At 56.1% G+C, this 26,994-nt stretch carries 22 protein-coding genes and 1 pseudogene; 8 read left to right on the top strand and 15 right to left on the bottom strand.

Annotation, left to right across the window (positions count from 1 at the left end; all coding sequences use genetic code 11):
• From EA472_RS22810 to EA472_RS20370, 3 genes and pseudogenes are all read left to right on the top strand, one after another.
• Positions 1 to 210 (top strand): hypothetical protein (locus EA472_RS22810; RefSeq protein ID WP_207891196.1); only part of this gene is annotated, 210 nt, incomplete at its 5' end.
• 86 nt (positions 211 to 296) lie between these two features.
• Positions 297 to 598 (top strand): annotated as a pseudogene (locus EA472_RS23115) (IS5/IS1182 family transposase); the annotation flags it as partial.
• A gap of 263 nt (positions 599 to 861) precedes the next feature.
• Entirely contained in the window at positions 862 to 2,319 is a 1,458-nt protein-coding gene (locus EA472_RS20370; RefSeq protein ID WP_124193340.1) for a sulfatase-like hydrolase/transferase, read from the top strand.
• A gap of 11 nt (positions 2,320 to 2,330) precedes the next feature.
• On the opposite strand, the gene EA472_RS20365 is transcribed toward EA472_RS20370, so the two are convergent.
• On the bottom strand, positions 2,331 to 3,866 hold the full coding sequence (locus EA472_RS20365; protein WP_124193339.1) for an oligosaccharide flippase family protein: 1,536 nt from the start codon (positions 3,864 to 3,866) through the stop codon (positions 2,331 to 2,333).
• 222 nt (positions 3,867 to 4,088) lie between these two features.
• On the opposite strand from EA472_RS20365, the gene EA472_RS20360 reads away from it, so the two are divergent.
• The gene (locus EA472_RS20360; RefSeq protein ID WP_124193338.1) at positions 4,089 to 5,831 is read left to right on the top strand and encodes an asparagine synthase-related protein; all 1,743 of its coding nucleotides are present in this window, start codon (positions 4,089 to 4,091) and stop codon (positions 5,829 to 5,831) included.
• A gap of 49 nt (positions 5,832 to 5,880) precedes the next feature.
• Here the strand turns inward: EA472_RS20360 and EA472_RS20355 are convergent, their stop codons facing one another.
• From EA472_RS20355 to EA472_RS20345, 3 genes are all read right to left on the bottom strand, one after another.
• Positions 5,881 to 7,797, bottom strand: a complete 1,917-nt coding sequence (locus EA472_RS20355) for a hypothetical protein (protein WP_124193337.1) — start codon at positions 7,795 to 7,797, stop codon at positions 5,881 to 5,883.
• A gap of 7 nt (positions 7,798 to 7,804) precedes the next feature.
• Entirely contained in the window at positions 7,805 to 8,746 is a 942-nt protein-coding gene (locus EA472_RS20350) for a glycosyltransferase family 4 protein (protein ID WP_124193336.1), read from the bottom strand.
• A 303-nt stretch (positions 8,747 to 9,049) separates the two neighbouring features.
• Positions 9,050 to 9,745, bottom strand: coding sequence for a formyltransferase family protein (locus tag EA472_RS20345; protein ID WP_124193335.1), 696 nt, complete (start codon positions 9,743 to 9,745; stop codon positions 9,050 to 9,052).
• Between the two features lie 624 nt (positions 9,746 to 10,369).
• On the opposite strand from EA472_RS20345, the gene EA472_RS20340 reads away from it, so the two are divergent.
• Positions 10,370 to 11,497: a carboxylate--amine ligase gene (locus EA472_RS20340; RefSeq protein ID WP_124193334.1), complete on the top strand. Its 1,128-nt coding sequence runs from the start codon at positions 10,370 to 10,372 to the stop codon at positions 11,495 to 11,497.
• Here the strand turns inward: EA472_RS20340 and EA472_RS20335 are convergent.
• From EA472_RS20335 to EA472_RS20325, 3 genes are read right to left on the bottom strand one after another with little or no spacing between them, the layout of a single operon-like run.
• The gene (locus tag EA472_RS20335; protein ID WP_124193333.1) at positions 11,492 to 12,370 is read right to left on the bottom strand and encodes a polysaccharide deacetylase family protein; all 879 of its coding nucleotides are present in this window, start codon (positions 12,368 to 12,370) and stop codon (positions 11,492 to 11,494) included. The genes EA472_RS20340 and EA472_RS20335 overlap by 6 nt on opposite strands.
• A complete protein-coding gene (locus EA472_RS20330) occupies positions 12,367 to 13,404 on the bottom strand; it encodes a DUF354 domain-containing protein (RefSeq protein WP_124193332.1) in 1,038 nt (345 codons plus the stop codon). Before EA472_RS20330 ends, EA472_RS20335 begins: the two co-directional genes overlap by 4 nt.
• Positions 13,405 to 13,407: 3 nt before the next feature.
• The gene (locus EA472_RS20325; RefSeq protein ID WP_124193331.1) at positions 13,408 to 14,577 is read right to left on the bottom strand and encodes a carboxylate--amine ligase; all 1,170 of its coding nucleotides are present in this window, start codon (positions 14,575 to 14,577) and stop codon (positions 13,408 to 13,410) included.
• Positions 14,578 to 14,684: 107 nt separating this feature from the next.
• Between EA472_RS20325 and EA472_RS20320 the strand changes: the two genes are divergently transcribed.
• A complete protein-coding gene (locus EA472_RS20320) occupies positions 14,685 to 15,386 on the top strand; it encodes a formyltransferase family protein (protein ID WP_124193330.1) in 702 nt (233 codons plus the stop codon).
• Between the two features lie 22 nt (positions 15,387 to 15,408).
• Here EA472_RS20320 and EA472_RS20315 read toward each other — a convergent pair whose 3' ends face one another.
• The 8 genes from EA472_RS20315 to EA472_RS22675 form a co-directional block, all read right to left on the bottom strand.
• Positions 15,409 to 16,443, bottom strand: a complete 1,035-nt coding sequence (locus EA472_RS20315) for a polysaccharide deacetylase family protein (RefSeq protein WP_207891195.1) — start codon at positions 16,441 to 16,443, stop codon at positions 15,409 to 15,411.
• The gene (locus tag EA472_RS20310; RefSeq protein ID WP_124193329.1) at positions 16,436 to 17,482 is read right to left on the bottom strand and encodes a glycosyltransferase; all 1,047 of its coding nucleotides are present in this window, start codon (positions 17,480 to 17,482) and stop codon (positions 16,436 to 16,438) included. The genes EA472_RS20315 and EA472_RS20310 overlap by 8 nt, the downstream gene beginning before the upstream one ends.
• Positions 17,483 to 17,485: 3 nt before the next feature.
• On the bottom strand, positions 17,486 to 18,823 hold the full coding sequence (locus EA472_RS20305; protein ID WP_124193328.1) for a nucleotide sugar dehydrogenase: 1,338 nt from the start codon (positions 18,821 to 18,823) through the stop codon (positions 17,486 to 17,488).
• On the bottom strand, positions 18,816 to 19,802 hold the full coding sequence (locus tag EA472_RS20300) for a Gfo/Idh/MocA family protein (protein ID WP_124193327.1): 987 nt from the start codon (positions 19,800 to 19,802) through the stop codon (positions 18,816 to 18,818). Before EA472_RS20300 ends, EA472_RS20305 begins: the two co-directional genes overlap by 8 nt.
• Entirely contained in the window at positions 19,792 to 20,865 is a 1,074-nt protein-coding gene (locus EA472_RS20295) for a DegT/DnrJ/EryC1/StrS family aminotransferase (protein ID WP_124193326.1), read from the bottom strand. Before EA472_RS20295 ends, EA472_RS20300 begins: the two co-directional genes overlap by 11 nt.
• Entirely contained in the window at positions 20,865 to 21,458 is a 594-nt protein-coding gene (locus tag EA472_RS20290; protein ID WP_124193325.1) for an acyltransferase, read from the bottom strand. The genes EA472_RS20295 and EA472_RS20290 overlap by 1 nt, the downstream gene beginning before the upstream one ends.
• 1,600 nt (positions 21,459 to 23,058) lie before the next feature.
• Positions 23,059 to 23,922 carry a hypothetical protein gene (locus EA472_RS20285; protein WP_124193324.1) on the bottom strand — a complete coding sequence of 288 codons (864 nt, stop codon included), beginning with the start codon at positions 23,920 to 23,922 and terminating at the stop codon, positions 23,059 to 23,061.
• Positions 23,923 to 23,984: 62 nt separating this feature from the next.
• Positions 23,985 to 24,131, bottom strand: coding sequence for a hypothetical protein (locus EA472_RS22675; RefSeq protein ID WP_165874951.1), 147 nt, complete (start codon positions 24,129 to 24,131; stop codon positions 23,985 to 23,987).
• A gap of 95 nt (positions 24,132 to 24,226) precedes the next feature.
• Here EA472_RS22675 and EA472_RS20280 point away from each other — a divergent pair, with 95 nt between their 5' ends.
• Entirely contained in the window at positions 24,227 to 24,781 is a 555-nt protein-coding gene (locus EA472_RS20280) for a metal-dependent hydrolase (protein ID WP_124193323.1), read from the top strand.
• A gap of 119 nt (positions 24,782 to 24,900) precedes the next feature.
• Entirely contained in the window at positions 24,901 to 25,953 is a 1,053-nt protein-coding gene (locus tag EA472_RS20275) for a PAS domain S-box protein (RefSeq protein ID WP_124193322.1), read from the top strand.
• The last annotated feature ends 1,041 nt before the right edge of the window (positions 25,954 to 26,994 follow it).

The following is a 26,994-nucleotide window of genomic DNA, read 5'->3' as shown; positions in this document are numbered from 1 at the left end:
CGTTTCGGCGTTGGGAGCGAGATCAAGCTCAACTTCCTCGTCAATCGAGTTGACGAGGAAGTTAAGAACCTGGTCCTCGTGGATCGAACCGTCTGCTTGCGTGGGATTGAACACACCATCGGCAAGCGGGCATCCTTCCTAGTTGCTTACTATTTAGCGGAGGGTCTCACGACCAAATCGGCGTCATCAAGTTGCTTTGTGAAGTACTGAGTATGGCTCTCGACATACATTGATTGATGAAACAACCCTATGACTCCCAGATCGGCTAGCAAGTGCTCAAATGAGAATTCGATTAGTTGAAATTTCTGACCGCCGACAAAGGCTACGACTGATGGCTGTTTCGCCAGAAATTGCGTACAAAGAGCGTGAAACCGGTAATCAAAAACTGTGAGTTTGGCTCCCACGGCGTCGCGTACAATGGTCTGTTGAATGATACGACGTGTCATCAGCGCTCGACCATCGAAACGACGTTCTTCGCGCTTCGGCGAAAATACAGCGAGATCGTGAAAGTTTGGACCTGGTTCGGGCAGTTCCCTAGCTCCCATTGAAATATACCGTTAGAAACATTGAACTCGCGCTCGACCGCTCACATCCATGAATTCAGGCGTCTAAACAAGGCCCTGTATACGAAATATTGGAATCTCCTTTTCTTGCTCGTCATTGTCCGACCTTTTAATTCATCTAATACCTCAAAAATTGATGTGTTAACGTGATGAGTGCCGTAGAACACCGCACCAATATTCGAATTGTTGAAGATTGACGAGCGGTGCTAATGGGTCTCACTGCTGAGCGCTTCGTCGGCTCAAGGTCACACCGGAAGCACCCAGAAACTATTAAAGGAGGCCAATTCCATGGTGCGTTATGGACGTCTCTTCTAAGGACAAACCTAACATTCTTCTAATCGTTTTGGACAGCGTGCGTGCTTCGAACACGACTCTTCACGGGCACGGAAACGACACGACTCCCTTTCTGGAGGAATTCGCTACTCAGTCTACGGTATACGAACAAGCTCGGGCGCCGAGTATCTGGAGTCTTCCGAGCCACGTCAGCATGTTCACCGGTGTTGAACCTCACATTCACGGGGTAACGACCGCTGACCAGCGATTAGGACAAGGCCATACGATTTGGGAAAAACTCGCTGCTAACCACGGATACTCTACTGGACTGTTTACATCGAACGTTTTTCTCGCAGAAGCGCCGGTCGGGTTACGAGACGTATTTGAGACCGCCAAGGGCCGGGACGAGATTGTCCGATACCCTGAAGCGCTTACGCCAAACAAGGCTGAAAGGGGCTTAAGCCAATTCGGATACGTAAAGACGTGTCTTAAACATGATTATCCCATCAAATCGATAATCAATGGGCTAGAGCGGAAGGGGAGAGGTTCACTAACGAATAGTCGGTACCTGCAACGGCTCATAAAACAGGACCACTGCGGACCCCACGCGGAGAATTTCAAAAACTGGGTGGAAACACGATCCGGACCGTGGGCCGCATGCATCAATTTCATGGATGCCCACAGTCCCTACCTGCCTGACGATACATACGATGAGTGGGGGGGATCCTCACTCAAGTCTATCCAGAGATCGATAGATCAAATTTGGGACTTCCCATTAGAGGAGGAACCCTGGTGGAAGTGCGAGGCTCTCGAAGCGCTCTACGACGGGACGATACGGCAGATGGACGCAACGCTTGAGGGAATCATCGATCGGCTCAAAGAGATCGATCAGTACGAAAATACGCATATTGTCATAACAGGGGATCACGGAGAAGGGTTTGGTGAGTTCTGCAATACTCGGTCCGACGTGAGATACGTGGCGCACGGATACGGTATCGGTGAATCACTGGTCCACGTGCCACTTCTGTCCAAGCGACCCTATCAACGAGCCGGAGAACTTCGCTGCGGGCTTGCTTCGCTCACCTCTTTCTATCAAGTGATCCAATCTACGGTGGACTCCGATGAATCGTCCCATTCTGTAACCTTCGAACAGGATTCCATGGTCGTTTCTTCCCACGGACGGGAGAGTCAGTTAGACAAGTACCTCGGGAGTGGAACCAGATATCACGGTGATGCATTTGCCGTATATCGGGAGGAAGGCGACCGAATTCAGAAGTACACAAAGTGGGGGAGTGACGAAAGCATCATAACGCTTGCTCGGGAAAAGTCGGCGCCCGCAATTTCGGTTGAGATGACGAATCACGGTGAAGTCGATAGGGCGTTGGAAGACGGGAATCAAGATGGTCTGAACGAGGTGGGGACTTCGAGCGACGATATCGACGAAGACACCAAGGATCGACTGAAGAAATTGGGATATATGTAGCAAATACTACTCTAAGAGAAAAACGCGCGTGCTTTGTTGGTGTCAATGAGTCCGAACGCGAAAGCGAACGGTAACCAGACAGCGATCCCGATTCCGACGACGGCAAACAGGGTGACGAATCCGGTAATGTACTGGGCTGTATATATCACTATCCCGGACATGACTACCGTTACAACAGTTGTATATCCAATGTGCTTCGATAAATATGTGAGTCTCAGGTCCAGTTCGCTGTGCATTATCCAGACATTCACGAACGTGTAAAACGAGAAGGTGATTACCGTCGCGACCGCCGCACCAAGGGCGCCGTACACCGGTATCAAGAGGACATTTAGAATCACGTTCGAAATAGCGGCTATCGCCTTCGCGATTGCTCGAGCTCGGGCGCGGCCGAGATAGTCCAGCCCATGACTAGTCAATTTGGTAATTGTCTGAAGTACAACAAGAACGGAGAGTACCTGGAGAATCGGGACCGCGTCGCTATACTCCGCACCGAATACGAGAACGATCGTAGGTTCCGCGACGAGAACCAACCCTGCCGCCGCTGGAATGTAAACTAACAGGCTCTGTGAGAACGCGGTCTCGAAAATTTTCGCGGCGGTGCCGCTGTTCCCCTTCGCCTTCTCTGCTCCGTAGGTGGGGGAGAGCGTGAATCCCAGGGCACTCATCGGTGTTTGGATCATGTTCACTACCTGCTTTCCGATTGTGTAGAAGCCAACAGCAGCTGGGCCAGCGAACAACCCGATCAGCACTTTATCGAGATGATTGTCAATAACGTGTGACGATTGAGTGAACGCGATCGGGATACTGTAGTTGAAAATGCGGCGATTGAGTCCCGACTCCACGGTGGAAACATCGGATATTCTATACTTTGTGGCGTAGATATACACTAGTCCAGAAGATGACACGAATGCGAAACCCAGGACGTAGCCAGCAAGAGCCCCGATGACCTCAAATCCGGCTAAGACAAATCCAATCACTAGGATCAGCCTCCCTATTTTGTGGATGATCTTGAACGTTGACGCCGTCTGAATCTCTTCGAAGCCCTGTAACGCTGCCCTCACGAACGCTGTGAGTGTTCCGAATATAATGAACAGACCGCCGAGGACAGCGATCGATCCGAGTTCCCCGGCACCGATGAGGACGGCTATCCGGTCTCCGAATATCACAAAGACGGTGCTCACGATGCTTACGGTGAGTAAATTGTATAAGAACGCAAATCGTAGAACGTGTGGAACCTGTCCTCTGTCGCCTTCCTTGTACTCCGCGATGAACCGGCTGGCTGATTTTGGGATACCGAAGACACTCATCAATTTCCCGATCGTAAATACAGAGATCGCGAGGAACAACAGGCCGTACGAGTCGGGATCGAGAAGTCGGGCCAGAATGACCGCCAGTAGGGCGCCGGTGACGGCACTGACAACTTGCGCTCCGAAGGCGTATTTGAACCGATCCCCTAACCGACTCGCCAAACTCATTTGGGATTTATTTTTGGATAGAATCAGGGATACTTGGTCGTTTCTTTTCCCTGCTATTCCGATTTCTGCCATTGAGTTACAAGTTGGTCGTTATCGTTCAACATATCTGGATTCCCGCTGAGATTGGAATGATATCGATATCGAACACTGCTATTCTACACGAGTCACTTCCGCACAGGTCGTTGAAGTAAGTTATCACCGCATCCTCAGCCGTTCAGAGTCGGTATCTCTCATTCCGATTCAAAATTGGATACCAGAGACATTTTACATGCTTGTACTCACTACACTAGTGAGATGCCCGGCGTTAGTCTATTTCATTCGAAGACCCCCGCGACCAACACCAACTCTACTATCGAGTTAGATTCCCTCCTCTTTTTTGATCACTACTCCGAAACGATCGTCTTCGAAGGCCAGTCGTCGGCTGTTGGATTCACCGGGTACGAGAGTTATCCAGTTGCTACGTACGAAACAAACGACTATTTGGTTCTCTTGGAAGGACACCTGTACGACGTCTCGGATGTACGATCGGCATCGCTCTTCGTGGCCAAAAAGCTCTTCAACGAAGACATGGAGTGGCTCTTGGAGTGGCTCCTGGATCGAGACGCGGAATTCGTTCTCGTAGCCGTCGAGAAGGATAGCGGTGATACGGTCGTGCTGAACGATCCACTCTCAAGGTTGCCGCTCTACACGTATTCTGACGAGGACGCGATTTACTTATCGAGGGAAATTGCCTACATCCTGGAAACAGCCGACGTCGAGCCTGATTCGATGGGAATCGCTCAGTACCTCCTGTTCGGGTATCCCCTCGGCAAACGGACTCTGTACGATGGTGTTACGCAGGTGCCGCCAGCATCATTCATTCGGCTCTCCGACGGTGAGATTCGGTCCCAACAGCTATCCCAGATCGACATTGAGGCGAAGAGACACGCTGACAAGTCGATCGACGAGAACGCAGCCAGGCTCTCGGATCTCATCGCGTCTTCGGTACGACGACGTGCCAGCTCGGGTACGAATGTCGTTTCGCTAAGTGGCGGACTGGACTCCCGCGCGCTCGCAGCGTGTATGACTGCCAACGAGCTCCCATATGTCGCCGCCACGTACAACAGAGGAGCTGGTACGGCATCGGAGGTGCAGGCCGCCGAGGAAGTCATGTCTGTCTTGGACGGTGAGTGGCACGAGTATCAACTTGAGGGGCCCACCGCTGAGTATAGCGATCGGTTGCTGGAACTGAAACGCGGTATGAACACCGTGGGAATGGCATACATTCTGGAGTTCTTCGAGCGGTTACGATCCGACTTCGAAGACGGCATAACCTACTTCACAGGGGACGGTGGCGCCAAGTTTTCCTCCTGGACACCGCCACGGAATTTCGACTCCAACGACGACATCGTCGAGTATCTCCTCGCCGATCAGACCCGGTTCTCCATGGAGCTCGTCGAGAAGCTCTCAATCCACTCTCGGGACGAGATCGAAGCGAGCATTCACGAGCGACTTGAGTCGTACCCTGAATCGGACGCTGGGCAGCGCTTCGTTCACTTCTTGATCAAAGAACGCAGTCTCAAGTGGGGATATCACGGGGAAGACCGAAATAGATACTACTTTTGGAGTGCCGCGCCGCTCTATGCGTATCCGGTATTCGAGTACGCGATGTCCGTTCCGGACTCTCAGAAGAAACAGAACAAACTGTACTCTAGGATCATCGAATCGTATTCTGCCGACGTACTTGACGTTTCGTACGTGAACTATGGTGCACCAGTTGGAAGTCTGGAGTACAAACTCAAGAGTTTGATATACGATTTAGCGTCGAAACAACCATCTCTCCGCGAAACTCTCATCAAGAATTTCGTTCGGTCTGACTCGAAAGTCGATGAAGTGACTGCACAATCAATTCAGGATAATGCACATATTGTCGATGAATATTCGAATGTTCTCTCGCCAGCTACGATTAGTAAGTTCACCGATGAGGAAACTCCCCCCTATTCTCCAAAAGCATCGAAGTATTTGTTGACAGTGTTACTAGTGATGAATGATTTATAAAACGACCTGTGAATCGTGTTGGCGAGTGTGAGTGTAGAAACGACGTTACCTAAGATTTTTCGACCCACAGTAGTTCGTCATCTCCATTGTCGTACACGGTCGCCTGGTGAATTGGGTTCAATTGGCCGATTGGCACTCTGCCATGCACTGTTGCAGCCCCTTGTTCAAAGTGGATAACATACATAGCTGGCTTTTCACCCATGTACTCGCGGTTTGCGACTAACACCGGATCTTCCGAAGCGAATGATTGTGGGTCACCGTAGTCCATGGAAAGTGTACTTGAGGTGTACGGGTATCGAGCATCACTTGCAATACGGACAGTTTGAGGATCAAACTCGGTGGTGTGTTCCCCGAGGGCCTGTTCGGTATCGGTGATACTAAGTCGGGCTGCACTGAACCCGTCATCGAGATACGGATTGTCGGCCGATGCAACCGCTGCACCGCCCATAAACACAACAAAGGGTACCAAGAACGTCACGAGTAATACGGGAACTGCGGTCTCCGTACGCGGCAGAATTGTACCGATCTGTCTGGCGACGAAAACGAGTCCGGGTGCAGCAAAAATGACGAGCAGAATGTACGTGAAAGCCCACCACCGACTCGGGATGAGGTTCCGCATCCCTATTACGGGGAAGGCGAGAGTGAGAACCAGGAGAACGGTAACGCTGACACCAATACAAAGTGGAACGAATATCGAATCTTTCTCGTCACTACTGTAGAGCCAATATAACGCTCCGAGAATGGCGAAGAAAAGCAGCAGGGACGATCCGAGCAGTTGAATATCGGCCATGGCTGCCGCACCGCCGGAGCTGATAGTCGGATCGTCGGGGAACGACAACTCGGCCCTTGAATCCGTCTCTGCCATCAGGAGCGATGCTATAAATGTTCCGAGAACTCGTTGGAAAAAGGACTCGCTACCATCCGGACCACCGTACCCAGTTATCATGAAGTCAATCAGCACGGCGAGTCCGGTGAAAAGTGTGATGTGGATAACATTTGCTGGAATTCGGAACGTATACACGACGATCGCGATCGAGAATCCGATCACCAGTACAGCGCCGATGAACAGACTAATCTGGTGGGTGAGCATGAGTGCCGCGATTGATCCGGCGAACACGCCGAACATTCGCGCGTCCCCCTTCACATAGTATAGAAGGAGGGATAACAGCGATATCGAGAAGAGTGCGATTCCGAGCGAGGTCGGGATGAGGTGGACGCCCCAGTTTATCGCCTCGTCGGACCCAATGTAGAGTAAACTCGCGAGTAGCGCGATCTGTCGATTCCAGAGTCGGTTGGTGAGAACGAAGACGACGAGAGCGGGAACGATAACGACGGAGAGCATCGTCGTGAGGGTCAGGGCTTCCTTCGTTCCGACGCCGAAAAGCATCTGCCCCTGTGCCGCCTGTACGTGGTACATCGGGGCATAGAAATATTTACTCGCAGCGAACGTGTTGAGCGTCCCGTCTGCAACGATCGATTGAATGTGGTAGGTGTGACCGTAAATGTCCACGCCGATGTACTCCCTGCTCGCGTGCAGTGCTGTGACCCTCGTCGTCAACCCCGCGACGCAAACAAGGAGTAACGCAACGGACGTCCTTCCATCGCCGATGATGTACAGCCCTACCAGCAGGTACAACGAAAAGGTCAGGTAGAACACCACCTTCGTCCTCCAGAACCCTGCTTGGTAGTATTGGACGACGAGCAGCGAAAGCACGAGTAAGAAGCCGATCAGGACGTATTTTCCGCTGTCGTGGTTGTGAGTAAAGTTACCCACCGTCTGCCTGTTTCTCAACAGGAGAAAAAAGGCAGCACCGAGAAGCAACGCCGACGGATAGAGGACCGTGTAGGGGTTTCGGATGATCGTGGAGAAGTAAAGTCCGCTAACCCCGATCAGAATGAGGACAGCCGAGAGAAACGTTGTGTTCGTCAGCTGCTGGGTAAATTTGTGAGGCTGAGCATAATTCATACCTCAGTTAACCTCCGTTGAGGGCCTTATCGTACACTTCTATGATACCGTCAGCCATAGCCTCTAAACTGAGGTCGGTAGCATATTCTCGACCATTCGAGCGGCGGCCACTGCAAAGAACGTCGGTCAACGCGGTGACGAGCTCCGACTCTGACTTGCTTACGTAACTATTCTCAACCTCTTCAAGTCGATCGTGTAGGGGGCCGACATCGGTCGAAACCACAGGGAGGTTACACGCCATTGCTTCTTTTACTGAATTTGGGAACCCCTCTCGACGCGACGTGAGCAGGAGTGCATCAGCGGCGTTCATGTACAACGGTACGTCTTCGTGTTCAACGTCGTTCACCACCTGTAATTCTATCGGCGTGGATACCTCACTTCTTACCTCCTCTACGACGCGCTCCGCCAACGGATAGTTTTTGACTCGCCGGGACAGTTTGTACGGGAAAAGGACGTGTTTGGTTTCTCGGTCCCAACCGACGGCCGAACGGGCTTCAGACTGGGACATCGGTTTGAACTGGTTCAGGTCGATTCCGTGGGGAATTACGTGCGCCTCATAGCCGAGTTCCATCTCCATCTGGGGACTCATCACGATAATCTCGTCACAGTATTTCCCAAATCGTTTGGTCACCTCGCCGACGCGGCCTGTCAGATCGGACCCCCAGAGTGATAACACAATGGGTCGATGCGGCTGTGCGAGCGCAAACGGCGTCATTAGCCCGTAATTGGCGTGGACTACGTCGTATTCATCCCACGACTCTCGTAACAGACTGGTATAAAATTTCAAATAGTCGATCTTGCTTCGGTCAATTTCAATTCGTTCTGCCCGTTTTGACGACTGCTGAGGTGGGAATACATGAGTAAAATCAACACCTTGTTCTTCTAGCATTTCCGTTTGCGTTTTATAAAATCTGGCGTGACGATTTGTCACGAGTGACAGTACCTTCATAGTAGCAATTGGTTCCTATACTATACTAAATCCTGATAATACACACTTCTGTCTACTGCTTGTTGGAATGTGAGAGCCTAATCTCATTGACATATTTTTCTAACGGATCATCCTAACGTATTCGCCAGTCAAGATTGCACTCTATCCAGAATTAACGCCGTACCATAATCTTTTCGATTATTGAATCGGATGTAGATATTTACTTCCCGACTTCTGGGATACTAAAATGGTCGCTCCAATCGTGGTTTCCGCATTTGTCATGATAAGACTCAATCAATGACTTACTGCTTGTTTGGTAAGATACTACCTCTGTGGTAGAATTTTCAGCCTTTTATCAAGGCCTATCCCTCGAAGAATGTGGTTTATAATGCCATAGGCAATGGTCTTCTTCCAACTTATTTTTGAGTAATATCGTCCTCCAGCATGGTCTCTCCCCTCATACCCTGTGTCTGTCAACAAAATTGACTCTCGAACCAAGGCCGCGGTCAGTTCAGTATACCGCTGCATGATATCGAACGGTGTGTCGAACAGACTGATATGAAATTGCTGCCTACACACAATTCGCCCCTCATCGAGTTCCTCGGTCATATGGTGAATGGTCGCCCCGCCATTTTCTTCTGCGTGAGCCCACTGAACTCGATAGACACTTTGGCCCTTATAATCAGGCAAGTAGGAACTATGACAGTTGAGAGCGGCCTTCGTAGGGAAATTTAGTGTCTCCGAATCGATCTTCGCTGGCCAGCCGCAGGCGACTATATACTCTGGGTCGTCAACCACTTCATCGATGGCGTCCACTGGGTTGGCCACGTTATTGGTGACCACGGCTTCTATACCCCGTTTCTTGTAGTACTCCTGGTGATCGGAGCTGGAGAGAACGACACTCAAGTCGTTTCTCTCGCAAAAATCAGTATCACGGAATAGTATGTCTAGTACGCGTTTCCCCTTACCGTCTGGTGGTGTCAGGAATACAACTGACTTCGACTTAGGGTAAGAGTTCATTCGCCGCAATTGCGGAGGTGATACAGCATTACACTTACGATTGGTATCTACTTTCACCAAAGATTCGTAGAGAATACAATGTCTTCACCTACGAATAGCACCTCCAGTCTACCGAAGTTAACTGATTAATTTCCAGTAGCTAAGTAAGCACCCTGTCGACTGTTCGCTCAATACAGGCTCTTCAGAGATATAGCGTGCTGGATGACCGTGACAACCCCATTGATATTCAAATTAGTGTATAAGGATAAATTGTTGATTCAAGTAAGGGCATGGAGGCACAATGCAAAGGGGTCACACTCCATCTTCAGGTCTCCAGCTGATGTGGAAACGAATATTAGAAGTGGAGCCAACGTCAAATTGAAATGAGTGCATCTGGTGAATCACTAGATAGTGTCGACTCACCGTGAAGAATCACGTCGCTCGAGGTGTCACGCTGGAATGATGGTGACTGTATCCGTGAGAAAGCCGATGGTAACGAACGGAGTGGCCTATATCAGGGGGGCTCCCAGATACTACACCCCGGCGCAGTATAGCGATTCACCAAAGCTAAATTAGTCAATTTATCGACTGTTAATGAATTGGACAACTGTATCTGTTCGAGGTTTGTATTGATTCACAATCTGCATGCAAGTGCCCAAGGTAATGTTACTCGGCGGTGAGACACTGCATTCTCTACGGATAGCGGCTGAGGTCAAACGTGATACCGGTGCTTCGATCACTGGGATTGGCAAATCACGAGAGAGTCGTTTATTACGCTCAAGGTACTGTTCTACCATAGACACGCTCTCTGAATCAGAACGAAAAAACCGAACAGCACTCCTAACACTCATAGATCGGTACGAACCAGATGTTGTTATTCCAACTGGATACGAAGAGACCGAACTACTGGTGGAATACAGAGAGAGCGTTAGGCAGCTAACGAATGTTTGCCTTCCACCTCGGCAATCGTTCGAAACAGCCGTATCCAAACAGCAGGTCTACGAGATCGCCGCAGATGCTGACATCGATACGCCGACCGATTTCACTCAACTGGTGACCGATAATTCTCCGGAAACAATTGCAGAGAAGCTTGAATACCCGCTCTTCCTCAAAGCGTCAAAGGAGACCGGTGGAAACGTTACAGCAAAGGTCAAATCCAGTGACTCATTCTGCGAAAAGTATTATGAAATCGACGCTCAGATCGATGATGGTGAGGTATTAGTCCAGGAGTACATCGAAGGAGAAAATCACACCTATGGGTTTTGTTTTCTCTTCGACCATGGAGAGCCAGTACTCTCGTTCGCCCATAAGGAATTACGATCTGTACCGAGGGAAGGCGGGAGTGGTACGCGAGTTCGGTCGTATCACGATGACTCACTCACCACAGCGTCGATTCGTTTGCTTCGTCGCCTTGACTGGCATGGCATTGCAATGGTTGAATACGTGAAGCGAAGAGACGGATCGTTTGTTCTCATGGAGATCAATCCGAAGTTCTGGGCCTCTTATGCATTGGCGAGTCAATGTGGATATCGCTTCGCTTCCCACTTGATCGAACTGACCTTAGATAAGTCCTTTCGCATCGAGCCGATGGTCAAAAAGAAAAATATGGAAATGGTCTTTCCTTTACGCGAGTTCAACCATTACCTCCTCAACCGAGATGAGGAGTCCTTTCTAGAATGTACGTCGGCGATGTTCTGGCCGTCTGCATCGTGGGATATCGATTTCCGCGACCTCAGAGCGTGGCTAACGCTTCCACGCCGTTTTAGTTCATGAAATGGGTTCGTTCATGTCATACCACTTTTCGCAGGGGCCTACCCAGGCTCCCAATTGCAAAGCTTCTTTGATTATTCGCCTGTATAGGTCTTTGTATCCTGGAAATTCGTCTTGGTTAAACATACGGGGGTGCCACAAAATAGTCATAACAGAATTATTGTCTTTCGCAACATATAGTAAGTCCTGACACCTATTCCAGGCGTGTTTCAGGTCATCAGAAGAGTCCATTGTAGCTATTTCCATTACTGTCAATGGAAACACAACAAAATCATCGTTAAAGGGCCGCAGGGTCCCATAACCATATTCGAATCCAATCTTCTCACTTGAGCCCAAGGATGCGTCGTATTTCAAACCTATCTTCTTTTGATATTTCCAAGACTCTGGCTTTTTCAAGTTCAAATAATGCTGACGCCCACCGACAATCTGGTGGCCAAGAATCTCCTCAAGTGTTTCTTTTTCGAACTTTAGTCTTTCAAGGTCATCGTACGATTCGTATGAGCCATGGAGACCGACTTCCCATCCTCCGTCGTCCAGCATCCGAATTACATCGACGATTTCGTCGCTGGTTATGTCGTACCGCCCGGCAAACAATTTCCAGTTTTTCGGATCAATCCAGTCTCTGGGGTCCTTGTCTCTGAGGAGCCGCTTTTCGTTCAGGAAGTAAAATGATGAGCGGACTCCTAGCTCGTCCTCGAGAGCCATGATCTCCTCGAACTGCCAATACGGGCGCTCCGAGGTCACCAAAGGTTTCAGGTGTGACGGATCTCGCTCTTTCAGAGCGTAATATGGTGCTTGGAACGTCTTGTATGGCCGATCAACATCGTGTGTTAAACAGAGGGCGAACTCAAAATCTTTAGGCAAATCTCCGTTCATTCTCCAAGCATTATCTTGACCTGATCAGTAATGAAGCCAGTCGTGTCTATTTTATCTTTTAACATATTTTCTCTCCGCTGATGCCACACCTTCTCAGAGGTGTTTAACAATGATACTGCTTTTTCTAGGCCTCGTTGATGCCGGCCCTCGCCATTAAAATTATATAGGAGTTTGTATTCTTCCTCTAATTCAGAGAGTACACCAGCTCTGAGTGGTGAGATAAAGACTGAGGGCGTTCCTAGCACAGCACTTTCTATCGCCATAGTGCCACTCTCTCCTACGAACAAGTCAGCATAATACATCAAATGATGTATCCGGTGCGGTGAAACAGAAATTACGTACTCTTTGAATGTCGGGGGCAATTCACTTTCTGACGTAATTAAGACTCGTGCTCCTTGGTTTTCTAATTTAGAAATATACCTATTAATGTTGGAAATACCTTCTTTACCAAGGTCATGGATTGCATCCCAGGCGACTAATCTAATAATTACTAGTGTATCACTCTCATCAGCGTTTATTTCGTCTAATACGGTTGGATCTGGCGAAAATCGCTCAGGATGTAGATATGAAAGTTCGTGATATCCCGGATACCGAACTTGCCGGTCGTTTATATTTTCAGTATAGGAAACTGGAGTACATATCCGATCAGCGAACGGAAATGTGATTCGGTTTTGTATTGTTGCGTGCTCTGTGTCAGTAAACACCAAGGATTTCGCTTTATTAAATGTTGAGGCGTGAGATGCTGCAGTCCCACCTACTGCAGCAATGAGATCTGCTTCGAATTCTCGAGCTGAGCGCAGGGTGTTTAAACCATATTTGAGTTGGTCTATAGCACCAATAGGTCCATCTTCTTTCTGACTGAGTATGACGTCAAACTCATGTCCGTATTGATTAAGCAAATTGATCACGAGATCCTTATCCCGAATGATGATTTTAGTTTCTAATCCCTCTTCTTCACACTCCCCTAAAAAATTCTTGAAGAAATGTACGTGGGCAGGGTGTGATATCTGGACAAGAACCCTACCTTCCTTCATAACTTACCACCCCCGATCAAAGATAAACCGCCGTTTTTCTGGATCGGTCAGGAACCGCAGGCTCTGGGCGACGGTTCCGAGGACCGGTTTCGGATCCCGAATGGACAGTGAGCCGTAACATTGCGACGAGCGGTCGAACTGTACGAGATCCCGCATACCGTCCCAGGTACTGTCGGCGTTCATCGCCCACAGGATCTCGTTCGGGAGTACCCAGCGGTAGGTGAGCTCCGTCTCGTACTCCGTAACTGGATCCGGCTCGTCTCCGGCCGCCAGCCTGGAAATAAGAGTTGGAAAGTCGACGCCAGCCGAGATCGCCAACTGGACTGGCATCCAGAACCGAGGGTTGACCTCGAGCAGCCGCGGCGTTCCGTTCTGATCGATGATAAACTCTACTTCTGCCGGCCCCATCCAACCGGCCTCCCGCAGCAGCTGTTTCGCGTACGTCTTCGCCTCTCGATCGTCAGTACTTTCACCGACGACGGTGGGACCGCCACTGAGCGGATACTCCTTCACTCGTTCGTACGAAAATTCACCCACCGTCCGCTGTTCTCGGTCGAACAACACGCACGCCGTCGTGTACCCGCACTTCTCGATATACTCCTGTATCATCGGCGTCCCGTATTGGGAGGAGACCAAGTCGACGGCCTCGTCGAACTCTTCAGGATCCTCGACGTACTGGATACCGCGTGATCCGGAGCTGCGTCGCGGTCGAACGAGAACCGGATACTCGACCGCGTCGCAAATCTGCTCGAGCGGCGTCTCTTCCGGGAACCAGGTGTCTGGCGTCGGCACGTCCGCCCGCTGGGCGATCTTGACGGTCTCGCCCTTGTCCATTAACGGGTCAAGCACGTCGTAGGGTGCCACGAAGACGTTTGTCACCTCAGAGAGCGTCTCACGGTACTTCGAGAGCAGGATGGTCGTGTGGTCCCGGACCGGCACCACGAGATCGTATCCCTCCTGTTCGCAACCTGCGTGGAGGTACTCGACGAACCCGTCGGGGTCGTCCTCGGGATCCGGGTACTTCACTCGGCCGTCGACGTATTTCGAGTACGACGAGAGGTTGTGTTTGAACGATTCGCCGCAGTGAATCGTGTACCCCTTCCTGCTGAGCGAGCGAATGATTGCCAGAGCCGCGAGTGACCGGCCATCGGTAACGAGAGTGTTAAAATCCATTGGAGGATCGGAACTGGAAATCTAATCAAACATCTTTTTCCAAACCACTCTATTACGTGTTACGGATCGCAACTCAAAAGAGTGTGAAGAGGTACGCTTCAACCAATATGACGTCCGTTCCGTCTCGAGATATCCTCGTACTCCTTTCGTCGAACGGATTGAAATCTAGAATTGTCCTTGAACACCTGCTGGAGGACAGCTGGTTCGTCGATCAATTCGACCTAGGTGCGGTGGTCGATCGGACGGACGGGGAGGTCCCCAAGATCCTCTCGGAGGCAAACGTTCCTCACGAGGTCGCTTCCGCTCCAAAAACTCCGGTGGAGGAGATGCTGGACGTCTTTCCCAATGGGCCAGAATATATCGTATCTGTCGGTTGGAGTCACTACGTCCCGCCGGACGCGATTGAGCTGGCCTTGATCGAGTCTCTGAACTGTCACGGATCGTATCTCCCGGAGTACCGCGGTCCGAACGCCTACAGAGCAACATGGGCCAACGGACGTGAAACGGGTGGTGCGTCGGTCCACGTCATGACCGATGAGTTCGACGATGGTCGGATAATCCGCCGCGAGCGCTTCAACATCGGACCGTTCGATACGCCGCGGGAAATCGGCTATAGGGCGTCAGAACTCACCGCCGGACTTGTTCGCGAATCGATCCTGCTGATTGAGTCCGGCTACGAGGGGATCGAGAACGAGGGCGGCAGCTATTACGAGCGGATCAGTTGGCCCAAAACCATCGTCCATGGCTGCATTAACAATCTGGCACGTCTCTCTGGCGTCGACTGGCGGTGGGAGATCGACCCCAGATAGCGAACTACGCTTTCGACGAAGCCTAACACGTATTGATGGAACCCAGTGCACCACAGGGAACCAGCGGAACGTCGACTCGGTCCAATAATGTTCGAATCCGCCGCTCTGCCTGCGCCCCCTTGAACAGCCAGTACGCGGGTCTGCGCCGCGTGTTGCCGACTTTCGGGAACGTCTCGCGAGCTATGTCTACGGGGTGAAAGTAGAATACAGAGTCGCCGCGCCGCAGGCTCTGGCTCACTCCGGCCTGAACGACGTGTCGGCCGAAGATCCGAATCAAGGGCCCACCGGCCGCGGGAATTTTCCCCACCTTCACGTCGTAGTACGGCCAAGGGAGTTCGACGAGGTCCCGGTCGCCGCCTGGATTCAGCGACCCCTGCCGGGGCGTGTACGGCGTCGTTTCCACGGCACTCAGCTCCTGATCCGTCTTGTTGTACAGCGAGTTCCGCGCAACTGACGAGTCGTACTCGAAGCCGACGTCCTCGAGCACGTCGAGCACCCACCCGCCAATGTACGCGCCCGGTGCCCGATATCCCGTCACCCGCTGGCCGGAGGCGTCCTCGAGCTTCGTCTTCGCCGTTCGGAGCCGCTCCGAATACTCGGCTTTCGTAAACCGCGGCTCCTTCGTGTCGGGATCGATCGTACACTCGTGGTGCAGCCCGTGGCAGCCGATCTCGTGGCCGCGGTCGGCGATCGCCTCGACCAGGCCGGGATAGTTGTCCACCACGTCGGCGACCACGAAGAACGTGGCCGTGATCTCGAGGTCGTCGAGCAGCTCGAGCGTGCGGTGGGTCGGCTCCGTCAGGTAGTCGTACTCGTCGTCCCAGTCGTCGAAGAACTCGTGGACGTCTTCGTACGCCGAGAACGACGAGCCGGTGACCGCCGGAACGTGGTACCAGTCTTCGACGTCGACCGAGACGGCGAGCGCGCTCTCGCCTTCGGGGATCGAATCACCGTCCGGATGTTCTCGATCGCGCTCGTCGTACTCGAGTTCGAGCTCCGACGGTTCCTCCGTGCTCGCTGCGACCTCGGCCCGATCCTCGAACTCGGCTTCAGTCACGAATCTGCACCTCCTTGCTCTCGTTCACCTGCATGTCGAATAACATAGCGAACATGAGGAACATGCTGCCCATGGTGAACAGCATGAGACTCAGCGACGCCCGAACGAACAGCGACGCGCCCAACATAAACCCGGCGTACAGCGACCAGAACCCGCCGAGCACTCCCAGCAGGACCGTGCCGGCCCCGAAGAAGTAAAACAGCGCGAGCGGGTGGAAATCCAGCACGAGGTACTTCACCTTCAGCCGCCACAGGAAGTTCCGCAGCAGCATCCAGGACACCCGCCTGATGTACGTCGAGTACTCGATCGAGGACTCCTCGTCGCCGTACACCGCGGGCATCGCGACGTCGGCCACCCGCATCCCCTTGGCGTTCAGCTTCACGAGCAGGTCGTTGCAGTAGCCGTAGTACTCGTACATCCCGGAGATGCCGACGTTCTCGAGGGCGTACCTCGAGATCGCCGTGTAGCCGTTCTGGGGGTCCATCGTCTTCCAGTAGCCCGAGGAAATCTTCGTCAGGAACGTCAGGATGGAGTTGCCGAAAAAGCGCCACTTCGACATGCCCGAGCGGTACTCCCGGTACAGCAGCCGGTTGCCCTTCGCGTAGTCCGCGCGGTCCTCGACGATCGGATCGAGGAACGTGTGCAAAATACCCGGATCCATCTGGCCGTCGCCGCCCATCACGGCGGTGACGTCGATCTCGTCCGACAGCGCGCGCTGGTAGCCGGTCTTGATCGCGCCGCCGACCCCGCGGTTCGTTTCGTGCTGGATCGGCACGACGCGCCGGTCGAACCCGCCGTCGGTCACCACCGTCGCCCCCTCGGCCGTCGGGACGCTGTCCTCGTCGTAGTGGACCGTCGTCGCGTCTTCGTTGACCCGCGCGGCGACCCGCTGGATCTCGTCCCACGTGCCGTCGGTCGAGCAGTCGTCGATGACGTAGACGCGGTCGACGTACTCCGGCATCGTCTCGATCACGTCGCCGACGAACCCCTCCTCGTTGTACGCCGGCACGACGACGCCGATGGTGTGTTCTCGATACATGGCTCACTCGTCGTAGCCGCTTCCGATCGTGTACTGCCGCCACTCCCCGTCCACGTCCGAAAGCGTCTGTCGCCCGTCGATGACCACTGAAATCTCATTACTCTTGCGATGAAGGTCATCCCAGTCGATACCATCGAACTCCTCGTGGGGGGTCACCAGCACGACGGCGTCGGCTCCGACCGCAGCGACCTCCTCGAGCGACACCTGCTCGAGCGCGAATTCCTCGACGGAATCCAGCACGGGATCGACGCCGTACACCTCGGCACCCGCCTCGGTCAACGCCTCCGAAATCGGAATCGACGGCGAGGCGCGGATCTCCTCGACGCCGGGCCGGTAGGTCAGCCCCAGAATAACGACGGTCGCCCCCGAAATCGATTTGCCGTCGGCCCGCAGCCCCTCGCGAACCTTGTCGACGGTAAACGAGGGCATCGCGTCGTTCACCTCGCGGGCCGTCTCGAGCAGCGGCGTTGGGCTCTCGAAGGGCTCGATCAGGAAGTACGGATAGTACGGAATGCAGTGGCCGCCGACGCCCGGGCCGGGCGCGTGAATGTCACAGAACGGCTGGGTGTTGGCGATCTCGATCGCCTCGCGAACGTCGATTCCCAGCTCGTCGGTACACCGCGCCAGCTCGTTCGCCAGCGCGATGTTCACGTCGCGGTACAGCCCCTCGAACACCTTCACCGCCTCGGCGGTCGTCGCGTCCGACACCGTGTACACGCCCGCCGAGTTGAGCTCCTCGTAGACGGCCGCCGCCGCGTCGGTACTCGCATCGTCTACCCCACCGACGACCTTCGGGTACGCCCCACGGATGTCCTCGAGCGCCCGCCCCGACGACGTTCGCTCGGGACAGAACGCGAGCCCGAAGTCGCCGCGCGACAGCCCCGACGCCTCCTCGAGCGCGGGCAACACCCGCCGTTCGGTCGTCAGGGGCGGAACGGTGCACTCGATCAGGACCAGATCGTCCGGCTCGAGCCCCCGTCCGACGTCCGCCACCACGGCGTCCAGCATCGCCAGGTCGGGCTCGTTCTCGTCGGTGATCGGCGTCGGAACGATCACGACGTGGATCGACGCCGAGGCCGCCGCGTCCCGCGGCTCCGTCGTCGCCTCGAGCGCCCCGTCGTCGACCAGCTCGGAGACCAACTCGGCGAGTCCCGGCTCGCGTTTGACGTGACAGCCGCCGCTCGAGACGGTCTCGACGACGGCCGGATCGACGTCGACGCCGGTGACGGTTCCCGACGTCTCGGCGAAGACCGCCGCGAGCGGGAGCCCCATCTTCCCGAGCCCGTACACGGCGACCGGTTCGTCCCCGGAGCGAAACCCCTCGCTCGTCTCCTCAATCATCGCCGACCACCGGCGGCTGCACCGGCGTCTCCGTCGCCCCGTCCTCGATCTCGAGGGCGACCGACAGCGCCTGCAGTCCGTCCTCGACGGTCACCTCGGGGACGCGGTGTTCGTCGACGACGGTGACGAACGACTCGAGCTCCTCGCGAAGCGGCTCGGCGGTCGAGATCTGCGGTCGTTCGACGATGCTCTCGTGTTTGAATCGGACGTCGCCGTTGTCCTCGATGTACTCGGGAACCGAGTTGCGGTGGATCTCGATGGACTGGTCGATGTAATCGAGTTCGATGAAACACTCCTCGGCGGTGATTTCGAGCGTCCGGACCTTCCGCTGGGTCTTTCGACTCGCGGTCAGTGACGCCATCGTGCCGTCGTCGAACGACAGCAGGGCTGCGGCGTGGCGGTTCGCGTCGACGCCGGCGCTCTGGACCGACTCGAGCTCCGCGTCGAGCAGTGCCAGGACGACGTCGACGTCGTGGATCATCAGATCGAGCACCGCGCTGTCGTCGATCTCGCGCCGCGGCGGCGGGCCGAGTCGCTGCGACCGTACGCTGACGATCGAGAGGTCCGAAACGATGTCCGAAAGCGCCTGCACCGCCGGGTTGAACCGTTCGATGTGACCGACCTGGACGGGGACGTCGGCCCGCTCGACGCGGGATCGCAGCTCGTCCGCCCGCTCGAGGCTTCCCAGCACGGGCTTTTCGACGAACGTCGCGACGGTGGCGTCGAGACACTCCGTCACCGTCTCGTAGTGGTACTGCGTCGGGACGACGACCGACACGGCGTCGACGGATCGCAACAGCTCCGCTTGCCCCATCGCCCTGACGTCGTGTTTGGCCGCGACCTCCGCGGCGCGGATCTCGTCGACGTCCGAGACCCCGACTAGGTTCGCCTCCGGTAACTCGTCGTACACGCGCGCGTGGTGTCGTCCCATCGAGCCGACGCCGACGACGCCGACGTCGATGTGCCCCTCACGCACCATAGTCGTCGATCACCTCCGCGATGCGATCCGTCTCGTCGGCCGACACGGCTGGATGGACCGGAAGCGAAACGACTTCCCTCGAGGCGGCTTCGGCGATCGGTGCCGAAGCGCTGACGCCCTCGTAGGCGGGCTGTTCGTGGATGCAGGTCGGGTAGTAGACGCCGGTCCCGACGCCGTTCGACTCGAGCGACTCGGCCAGTCCGTCCCGGTCCGTCGATCGAACCGTGTACTGGTGGTAGACGTGCTTCGTGCCGTCGGGCTCGACGGGGAGTACCACGTCGTCGGTCTCGATCGCCGCGCTCAACCGCGCCGCGTTCTCCCGTCGCCGTTCGATGAACGTCGGCAGCCGCTCGAGTTGCGCCCGGCCGATCGCGGCGGCGATCGAGGTCATCCGGAAGTTGTGTCCCACGGTGGCGTGTTCGTACGTCTCCGTCCGGCCGTGGTTGATGAACTGACGCGCTCGCCGTGCGACGTCGTCGCGGTCGGTCGTGAGTATCCCGCCTTCTCCGGTGGTCATGTTCTTCGTCGGGTAAAACGAGAAGCAGCCGGCGTCGCCGATCGAGCCGACGCGCTCGCCGCCGAACTCGGCCCCGTGTGCTTGCGCGGCGTCCTCGATCAGCGGCACGTCGAGCTCCGCCGCCAGCTCGCCCAGCGCGTCCATCTCGGCGGGCAGTCCGTAGAGGTGAACCGCCAGAATTGCGTCCACGTCCTCCGCCCGCGCGACCGCTCGCGCCGCGTCCGGATCGAGGTTGTACGTCGCGGGATCGACGTCGGCAAACACCGGTTTCGCGCCGACGTGTCGAATCGCGTTCGCCGTCGCCACGAACGAAAACGGCGTCGTCAACACTCGGTCGCCGGCTCCGATCTCGAGCGCCGCGAGCGCCGCGTGCAACGCGGTCGTCCCGTTCGACGTCGCGACGCCGTGGTCGGTTCCGCAGTACTCCGCGAACTCCGCTTCGAACTCGCGGACTTCCGGTCCGTCCGCGAGCATTCCGCTGTCGAGTACCCCCTCGATGCGATCTCTCTCGTTCCCCCCGATTTTTGGATCTGCGATTGGTATCATCAGATGTCGTTCTCCCCCTGGAGACTGTCAGGTAATCGCTCGTATCGTGCTGGTGCGCCGACGGCTAGTGTTTCCTCCGGCACGTCTTCGGTCACGACCGCGCCGGCCGCCACGAACGATCCCCTGCCGATCGTGACGTCCGGAAGTAGCGTCGCGTTCGCGCCGATCGAGACGTGGTCCTCGAGCGTCGGCCCCGTCAACTTGACGTCCTGACGGATCGGATACGGATCGTTCGTCAGGACGGCGTGGGGGCCGACGAAGACGTGATCGCCGATCGTCGTCTGCGACGGCACGTAGACGCCCGTCTGGAGGCTCACGCTCGAGCCGATCTCGGTTCGGCCGTCGATCACCGTCTTCGTTCCGACCAGTACGTCGTCGCCGATCTCGGTCAGCTCTCGGATCAGCGCGTGGTGTCCCGTCGCGAACCGATCGCCGACGATAACGTCGTCGTAGACGATCGTCCCCGATCGGATCGTCGCGTCCGCGCCGATGACGGGAGGGCTCGAGTCCTCGGCGTACTCGTATCCGACGGTTGCGCCGGGATCACCGCTGCGGTCGCTCGTCGCGTCAGGGTCGCTCGTCGATTCGTCCATTCGGTAGATACACCAGTTTGATACGATCTCTCGAGAGATACTGTTGCGAGATGATACATATAGCTACTGGTTGGCCCGTTCACCGTTTTTAACTGCGGAGAACATTCTTCTTTCGATAAGAAAAACTCGACAGCCTTATTACCGTACCAGCCCACCGATCGCAAACTGGATCCGTCGGAGCTCCCGTCGGCGGTACGTGGTCCGCGAGTACGTCGTTGCACCGATCGTCTCGCTCGCCGACCGGTGTCGCCGGATCGGACGGTGACGACGCGATATCCGCGTTCTCGAACGCGAGCGCTGCTAGTAGTCCCGTTTCAAGCGTCGACTGCTGAGCGAAATCGGACCCCACCGCATGATTTCGCTCATCTGTGCAGGCTTGGAACGCCACTAACCCCGTTCCGGGTGCCGACCGACGTGTCCTGACGTGACGATCTTTCGGTGGGACCGCGCCCCGTCTGTCGGTTCACCGGCAACGACTTCCAGTAGTCCGCTTGATTGGTCGAATCGACCCGCACAACGGAATCCGTCCCGTCCGTTCGGGCCTGGATCGCCAGTCGCTCTCGTTCCGATGCTCGAACGCACCGGTCACTCTCGTCGGCGATACCCAAAGGAGAATGGACGGTAGCCGTTGACGGTCACAGCGCTTTGGCACGCGAACCAGCGTCGGCACGACCGATACTAACCGCTCGATACGAACGGTGCGTAACTCGTTTCGACGACCACTACCGATTAGCGGGCGATGCGAAAGCGTCCGCTCCCGGTCACGGATACAGTCGGTGACCGAGGTCGTTGACGATTACCGAGGCGGAACGGCCGCAGTTCCGGCAAACGCTTTCCCCTGCCTCGGAGTCCCAGACGGGAGAGTGTTCCCCGTCGGGACAGACCGACGCTCGGTGTAGCCGCCCTTTCATCGGCCACCTCGACGGACGTGCCCGAACGGAGTACCGAAGCCACCCCGCGTGTTTCGTTCGAGTTCTGCTATCACTGCGCCGACCGCTTGCTGTGACGTCTTTTCGACGCGCGCCTTCCGATCCAGTTCGTTCGCTACTTCTGGGTCCCCCATCTCTCCATTCCCGAAATCCAGTACGATACGTTCTCTATTGAAAATACCCATTTCCAGAAATAATCACCGATCGTTTCTCTACCGTGATCGATCGAACCGATCACAACGCAAGGTTGTCGATCGGACAACGCTCGAGAGCGAACGGACGGATGCCGCTCGTATCCCGTAAACGGTTCGGGGTTCTCTCGAGTGCGTCGGCACCGGCCCGACGCCGTTCCCTTCCCGGCCGCGATCGATCGACGGCCACTCCGCTTCACGACGTTCCCTCGGAGGACGGTCGGTACTCGATCCGCGTACCCCTCCGCTGGACGACTCGAATACGGCGCTTTCTGGCGGAGAACGCCGGCGTACGCCGTCGATCCGCCACCACGCTTATACCGGCTCCGTCACATGGTCTATCTGCGAGGGGACGGGGGCATCACGTCGTTGCCAAAATGGCGATGCATCCGGAGGAGACATCATCCCTCGTCAACCGCCGTTTCGACGATCCACCTACTGGGGAAGTCATCGACGTCGCCCGTTTATCCGTTTACTGATCTACTGCGAGCCCGTTCGCAATCGCGCCGATCGCCGATCGCCCTCGAGCGAACGGCTCGCCTCCGCTGACTGAAACGCGCCGCGGACGACGCCGTACGTCGCGCCGAACGTCGCGCCGTAGACCAGGAGTGCGACCAGGCTTCCCCAGTGTACGAACGGAACCGAGAGTGCACTGCCGGAGACCGTTCCCAGCCAGAGGGGGACGCCGATGCCGACGCCGACGATCCAGCCGCCCGCTCCGAACGCGCCTCCGCAGACGGTCGTAACCGACGGCCGGACGCGCCGCGTTCCACCGAGCACCTCGAGTACCGGCCCCGAAAGCAGGCCGAGCACGACGCCGATCGGCAGCAGGGCGAGTCCGCCGACGAGGACGCTGTCGCTCCCGACGAGCGCGCTGACCGACCGAAATCCCTCCTGAACGCTCACCGCAACGCCCAGGGCGACTGTCGCGTACCCGGTCGCGACCGCGGTCGTGACGCTCCAGGCGAGGATCCGATCTCGCCCACTTCGAACGCTGAGCGCGTCGGGTCGCAGTCGACCCGTTCCCCAGAAGATCGCGACGGCGACGATGAACAGTGCGATCGAGGCGAAGACGCTCTCGAGGTACAGCGCGCGGATCGCCCCTCTGTCGAGGGTGTAGTGGAGGGCGAACAGATCCGCCCACGGCGAGTTGTGAAACGCGTACAGCCGCGATTCGAAGAGTGGCGTCACGTGATGAACGTCGGGGGCGAGCCCCCACAGGCCGCCGAGCGGGATCAGCCAGATTGCGTGCTCGCGATCGATTCCGTACCGCAGCGCGAGCGGAGCCACGAGCACCAGCAGGAGGGACGCGCCGACGAGAAAGTGTGCGATTGCGGGTGCCATCTCTGGCCCAGCAACGAGCGCCAGACGTAACACGCTATCGACTTACGCTGACTACTCGAGTATCACCCCGGGTCGAGGGAACGCTCGACCGACTTGACGTGACCGCTCGCCGTCTCGAGGTGCTCGCGTCGCGCCCTCTCGAGGCGATACGACGTCCAGTCGCCTCGAGAGGGGACGTCGCGTCTCCGCGCCCGCCATCCGAACGTCATCCCGACTCGAGCGCACGTTGCACCGGTTCCGTCTCCCGACTGTCGCCAAAGCGGATAGCATCCTTTATTTGCATCCCTCGTCACCTTTCGAATATATGTGGCCGCTCGGACACGCTGCGATCGCATACCTCTGTTATACGGCGGCGACCCGAGTCCGTCTCGAACGCCCGCCCGCCGCGATTCCGGTCGCTATCGTTCTCTTCGGGAGTCAGTTTCCGGATCTCGTGGACAAGCCGCTCGCGTGGTACCTCGGCGTCCTGCCGACCGGCAGAACGCTCGCTCACTCGCTTCTGTTACTGGTTCCCCTTTCGGTGCTCGTCTACGCGATCGCCGTTCGCGCCGAAAAGCCCGAGTACGGTATCGCCTTCGCGATCGGCGTGCTGTCGCACGCGCTCGTTGACACCATCCCCGCCCTCTGGGGTGGCACCGATCCATCCTTCCTGCTCTGGCCACTCGTCCCGGTCGAGCCCTACGAAAACGGTGCACCGACGGTGTTCGGGCTGTTACTCGACTCGCTCGGCGATCCGTACTTCCTCTCCGAATTCCTCTTCGCGGCGCTCGCACTGGTAATGTGGCGTCGTGACGGCTGTCCTGGAACGGAGCTACTCGAGACGCTCCGTCGACGGATTCACCGGCGAGTGGACGGCTGATATCGAGCGGTCCGATTCGTCTCCGACCACCGGGGTGGCTCCGGCTCCCGACGATTTGTTAGTGGAAATTAGTATCGACACCGAATGTGACAAGTACTCAGAGTGATTGTCTGTTTCAAATGAGTGAGAACGAGGGCGATACGGCGAACATTGTCGTCGACGCGTCGATCTCCAAGATCGACGATACATTCTTTCGAAGCCTGGTCGCGAACACGTCGGAGGGCCTGTTGACGATCGACGCGGAGAGCACGATCATCTTCGCGAATCGGGCGATCGAGGATATCCTCGGGTACTCCCCGGACGAGCTGGTGGGCTCTTCCAAACTAGCGATCATTCCCGAACGGTTGCGTCCCGTCCACGAACGTCAGTTGCGGAACTACATCGAAACCGGGGAGAAGAACATCGACTGGGACGGCGTTCGGCTCCCCGCGTTGCACAAGGACGGACACGAGGTCCCCGTTACGATCAGTCTGCGAGAACACGAGTTCGACGGGATGCGATTGTTCACTGGGATCGTTCGAGACGTCTCCGAATTAAAAGCGAAACGGGAACTGCTGGAAGCGCAAAACGAGCGGCTGCAGATGTTCGCTAACGTCCTCTCACACGACGTCCGGAATCCGTTGAACGTCGCACAATCGTACACGGAACTTCTCTCGGAGGACGTCGATCGACAGGAGTTAACGGAGGTTCGTTATGCACTCGACCGGATAGAACAGCTGGTCGACGACATGACGTCTCTCGTTCGTCGGGATGACGACCTCGACGTCGTTGCGCCACTGGACGTCGAAACGCTGGCGACCGAGGCGTGGCGGTGGATCGAGACGGACGACGCCGAGCTGGTCGTCGCCGACGTCGAACCGATCAGAGCCGACCGAACTCACTTCAAATCGTTGCTCGAGAACGTCTTCAGCAACGCCGTTACCCACGGGGGCAGCGACGTTACCGTCCGGCTGGGTTCGCTCGAGGACGGGAACGGATTCTACGTCGCCGACGACGGGCGTGGTATCGAACCGGACCACCGTGAACGAGTGTTCGAACACGGATTTACGACCAGTTCTGACGGAACCGGCTTGGGACTCTCGATCGTCGACCAGATCGCGACTGCACACGGGTGGACCGTCGAACTCGCGGACAGCACCACCGGTGGGACGCGGTACGAGTTCCGTCTGTAGGAGTCCCATTCAGCACAAAAACGCCGAATGCGAGGTCGAATCGCGGCTCCGATGATGGGCTATCCGTCCGATAGCCACCGGTACTGGCTCAATGCTATCTCTCAACCGAATCACTATTGCTTATAATAGTATTATTTCCAACTAATTACGGGTGTACTAACGTAAAATTATATGTTTGAAGAGACGTGTCTGACGCGAGACCGACGATCCGACCGCAGGTGATGCTCGGACTCTTGCCACGTACACGCTAGTACTCCGCCAAGCGTCGACTGCAGAGTCGAACCGGCCTGAGGCGACGGATTCGACCCTGCAGATCAGGCTTGCCAAAGCACTAGTGGCGTTCCAAGCCTGAACTGATGAGCGAAATCATGCGATGAGGTCCGATTTCACTCAGCAGTCGACGCTTGGGACGGTACTAGATCAACGTTCCGCCGTAATCGGCGCTTTCGATACGACTGCAGGGTAGTTGCGGTTGGACCGATTAATTGCTCCGACAGATCCGGTCCAACCTTGCTCGGTGGAACGGTCCTCGACGGCTCGGACAGCGACGCGCCGTCCGGGTACAACAGTTAGACGGTTCGGACGTTCCCGCCGGTAGTCGTCGGCTCGATGGTACGGGCGCTGTGCACGACACGTTGTTCGCGAGGTGCACGTTGGCCCCACTGAGTTCGCGCTGGTTCGTCACGAGCGTCCTTCGTCCCCCTGGTGTCGTCGTCGGCGTGGGAACGCTCACCCGTCACCGTTGCTCGTAGATTCGGTGACGGCGATCACGCGCACAAACGTGGTACCCAGGCCCGGCGGAGGGGGTCTGTTCTTTCCGATCTCCAGATAGCGGTCGCGCGGCAGCGACGTTGCGCAGGTCTCGAACCCGGCGACGGAAGCCTGGGACGGCCTTTCACAGTTCGTCGACTGATTATTCGTCTTTAGCTAAGACTCACACCTCGGTTGCGTAGCGGTAGCGAGCGTCTCTTGTAACACTGGCCGTTGCTGGTGGATCTTCTGTGCGTCGTCGATCAACCGGTCGAGCAGCGGTGGCGGCGA

The sequence above is a fragment of the Natrarchaeobius oligotrophus genome, assembly GCF_003841465.1.
GTDB classification, from domain to species: Archaea; Halobacteriota; Halobacteria; order Halobacteriales; family Natrialbaceae; genus Natrarchaeobius; species Natrarchaeobius oligotrophus.
Note: the sequence above shows the minus strand (reverse complement) of the source record. Positions and strands in the feature narration are given on the sequence as shown.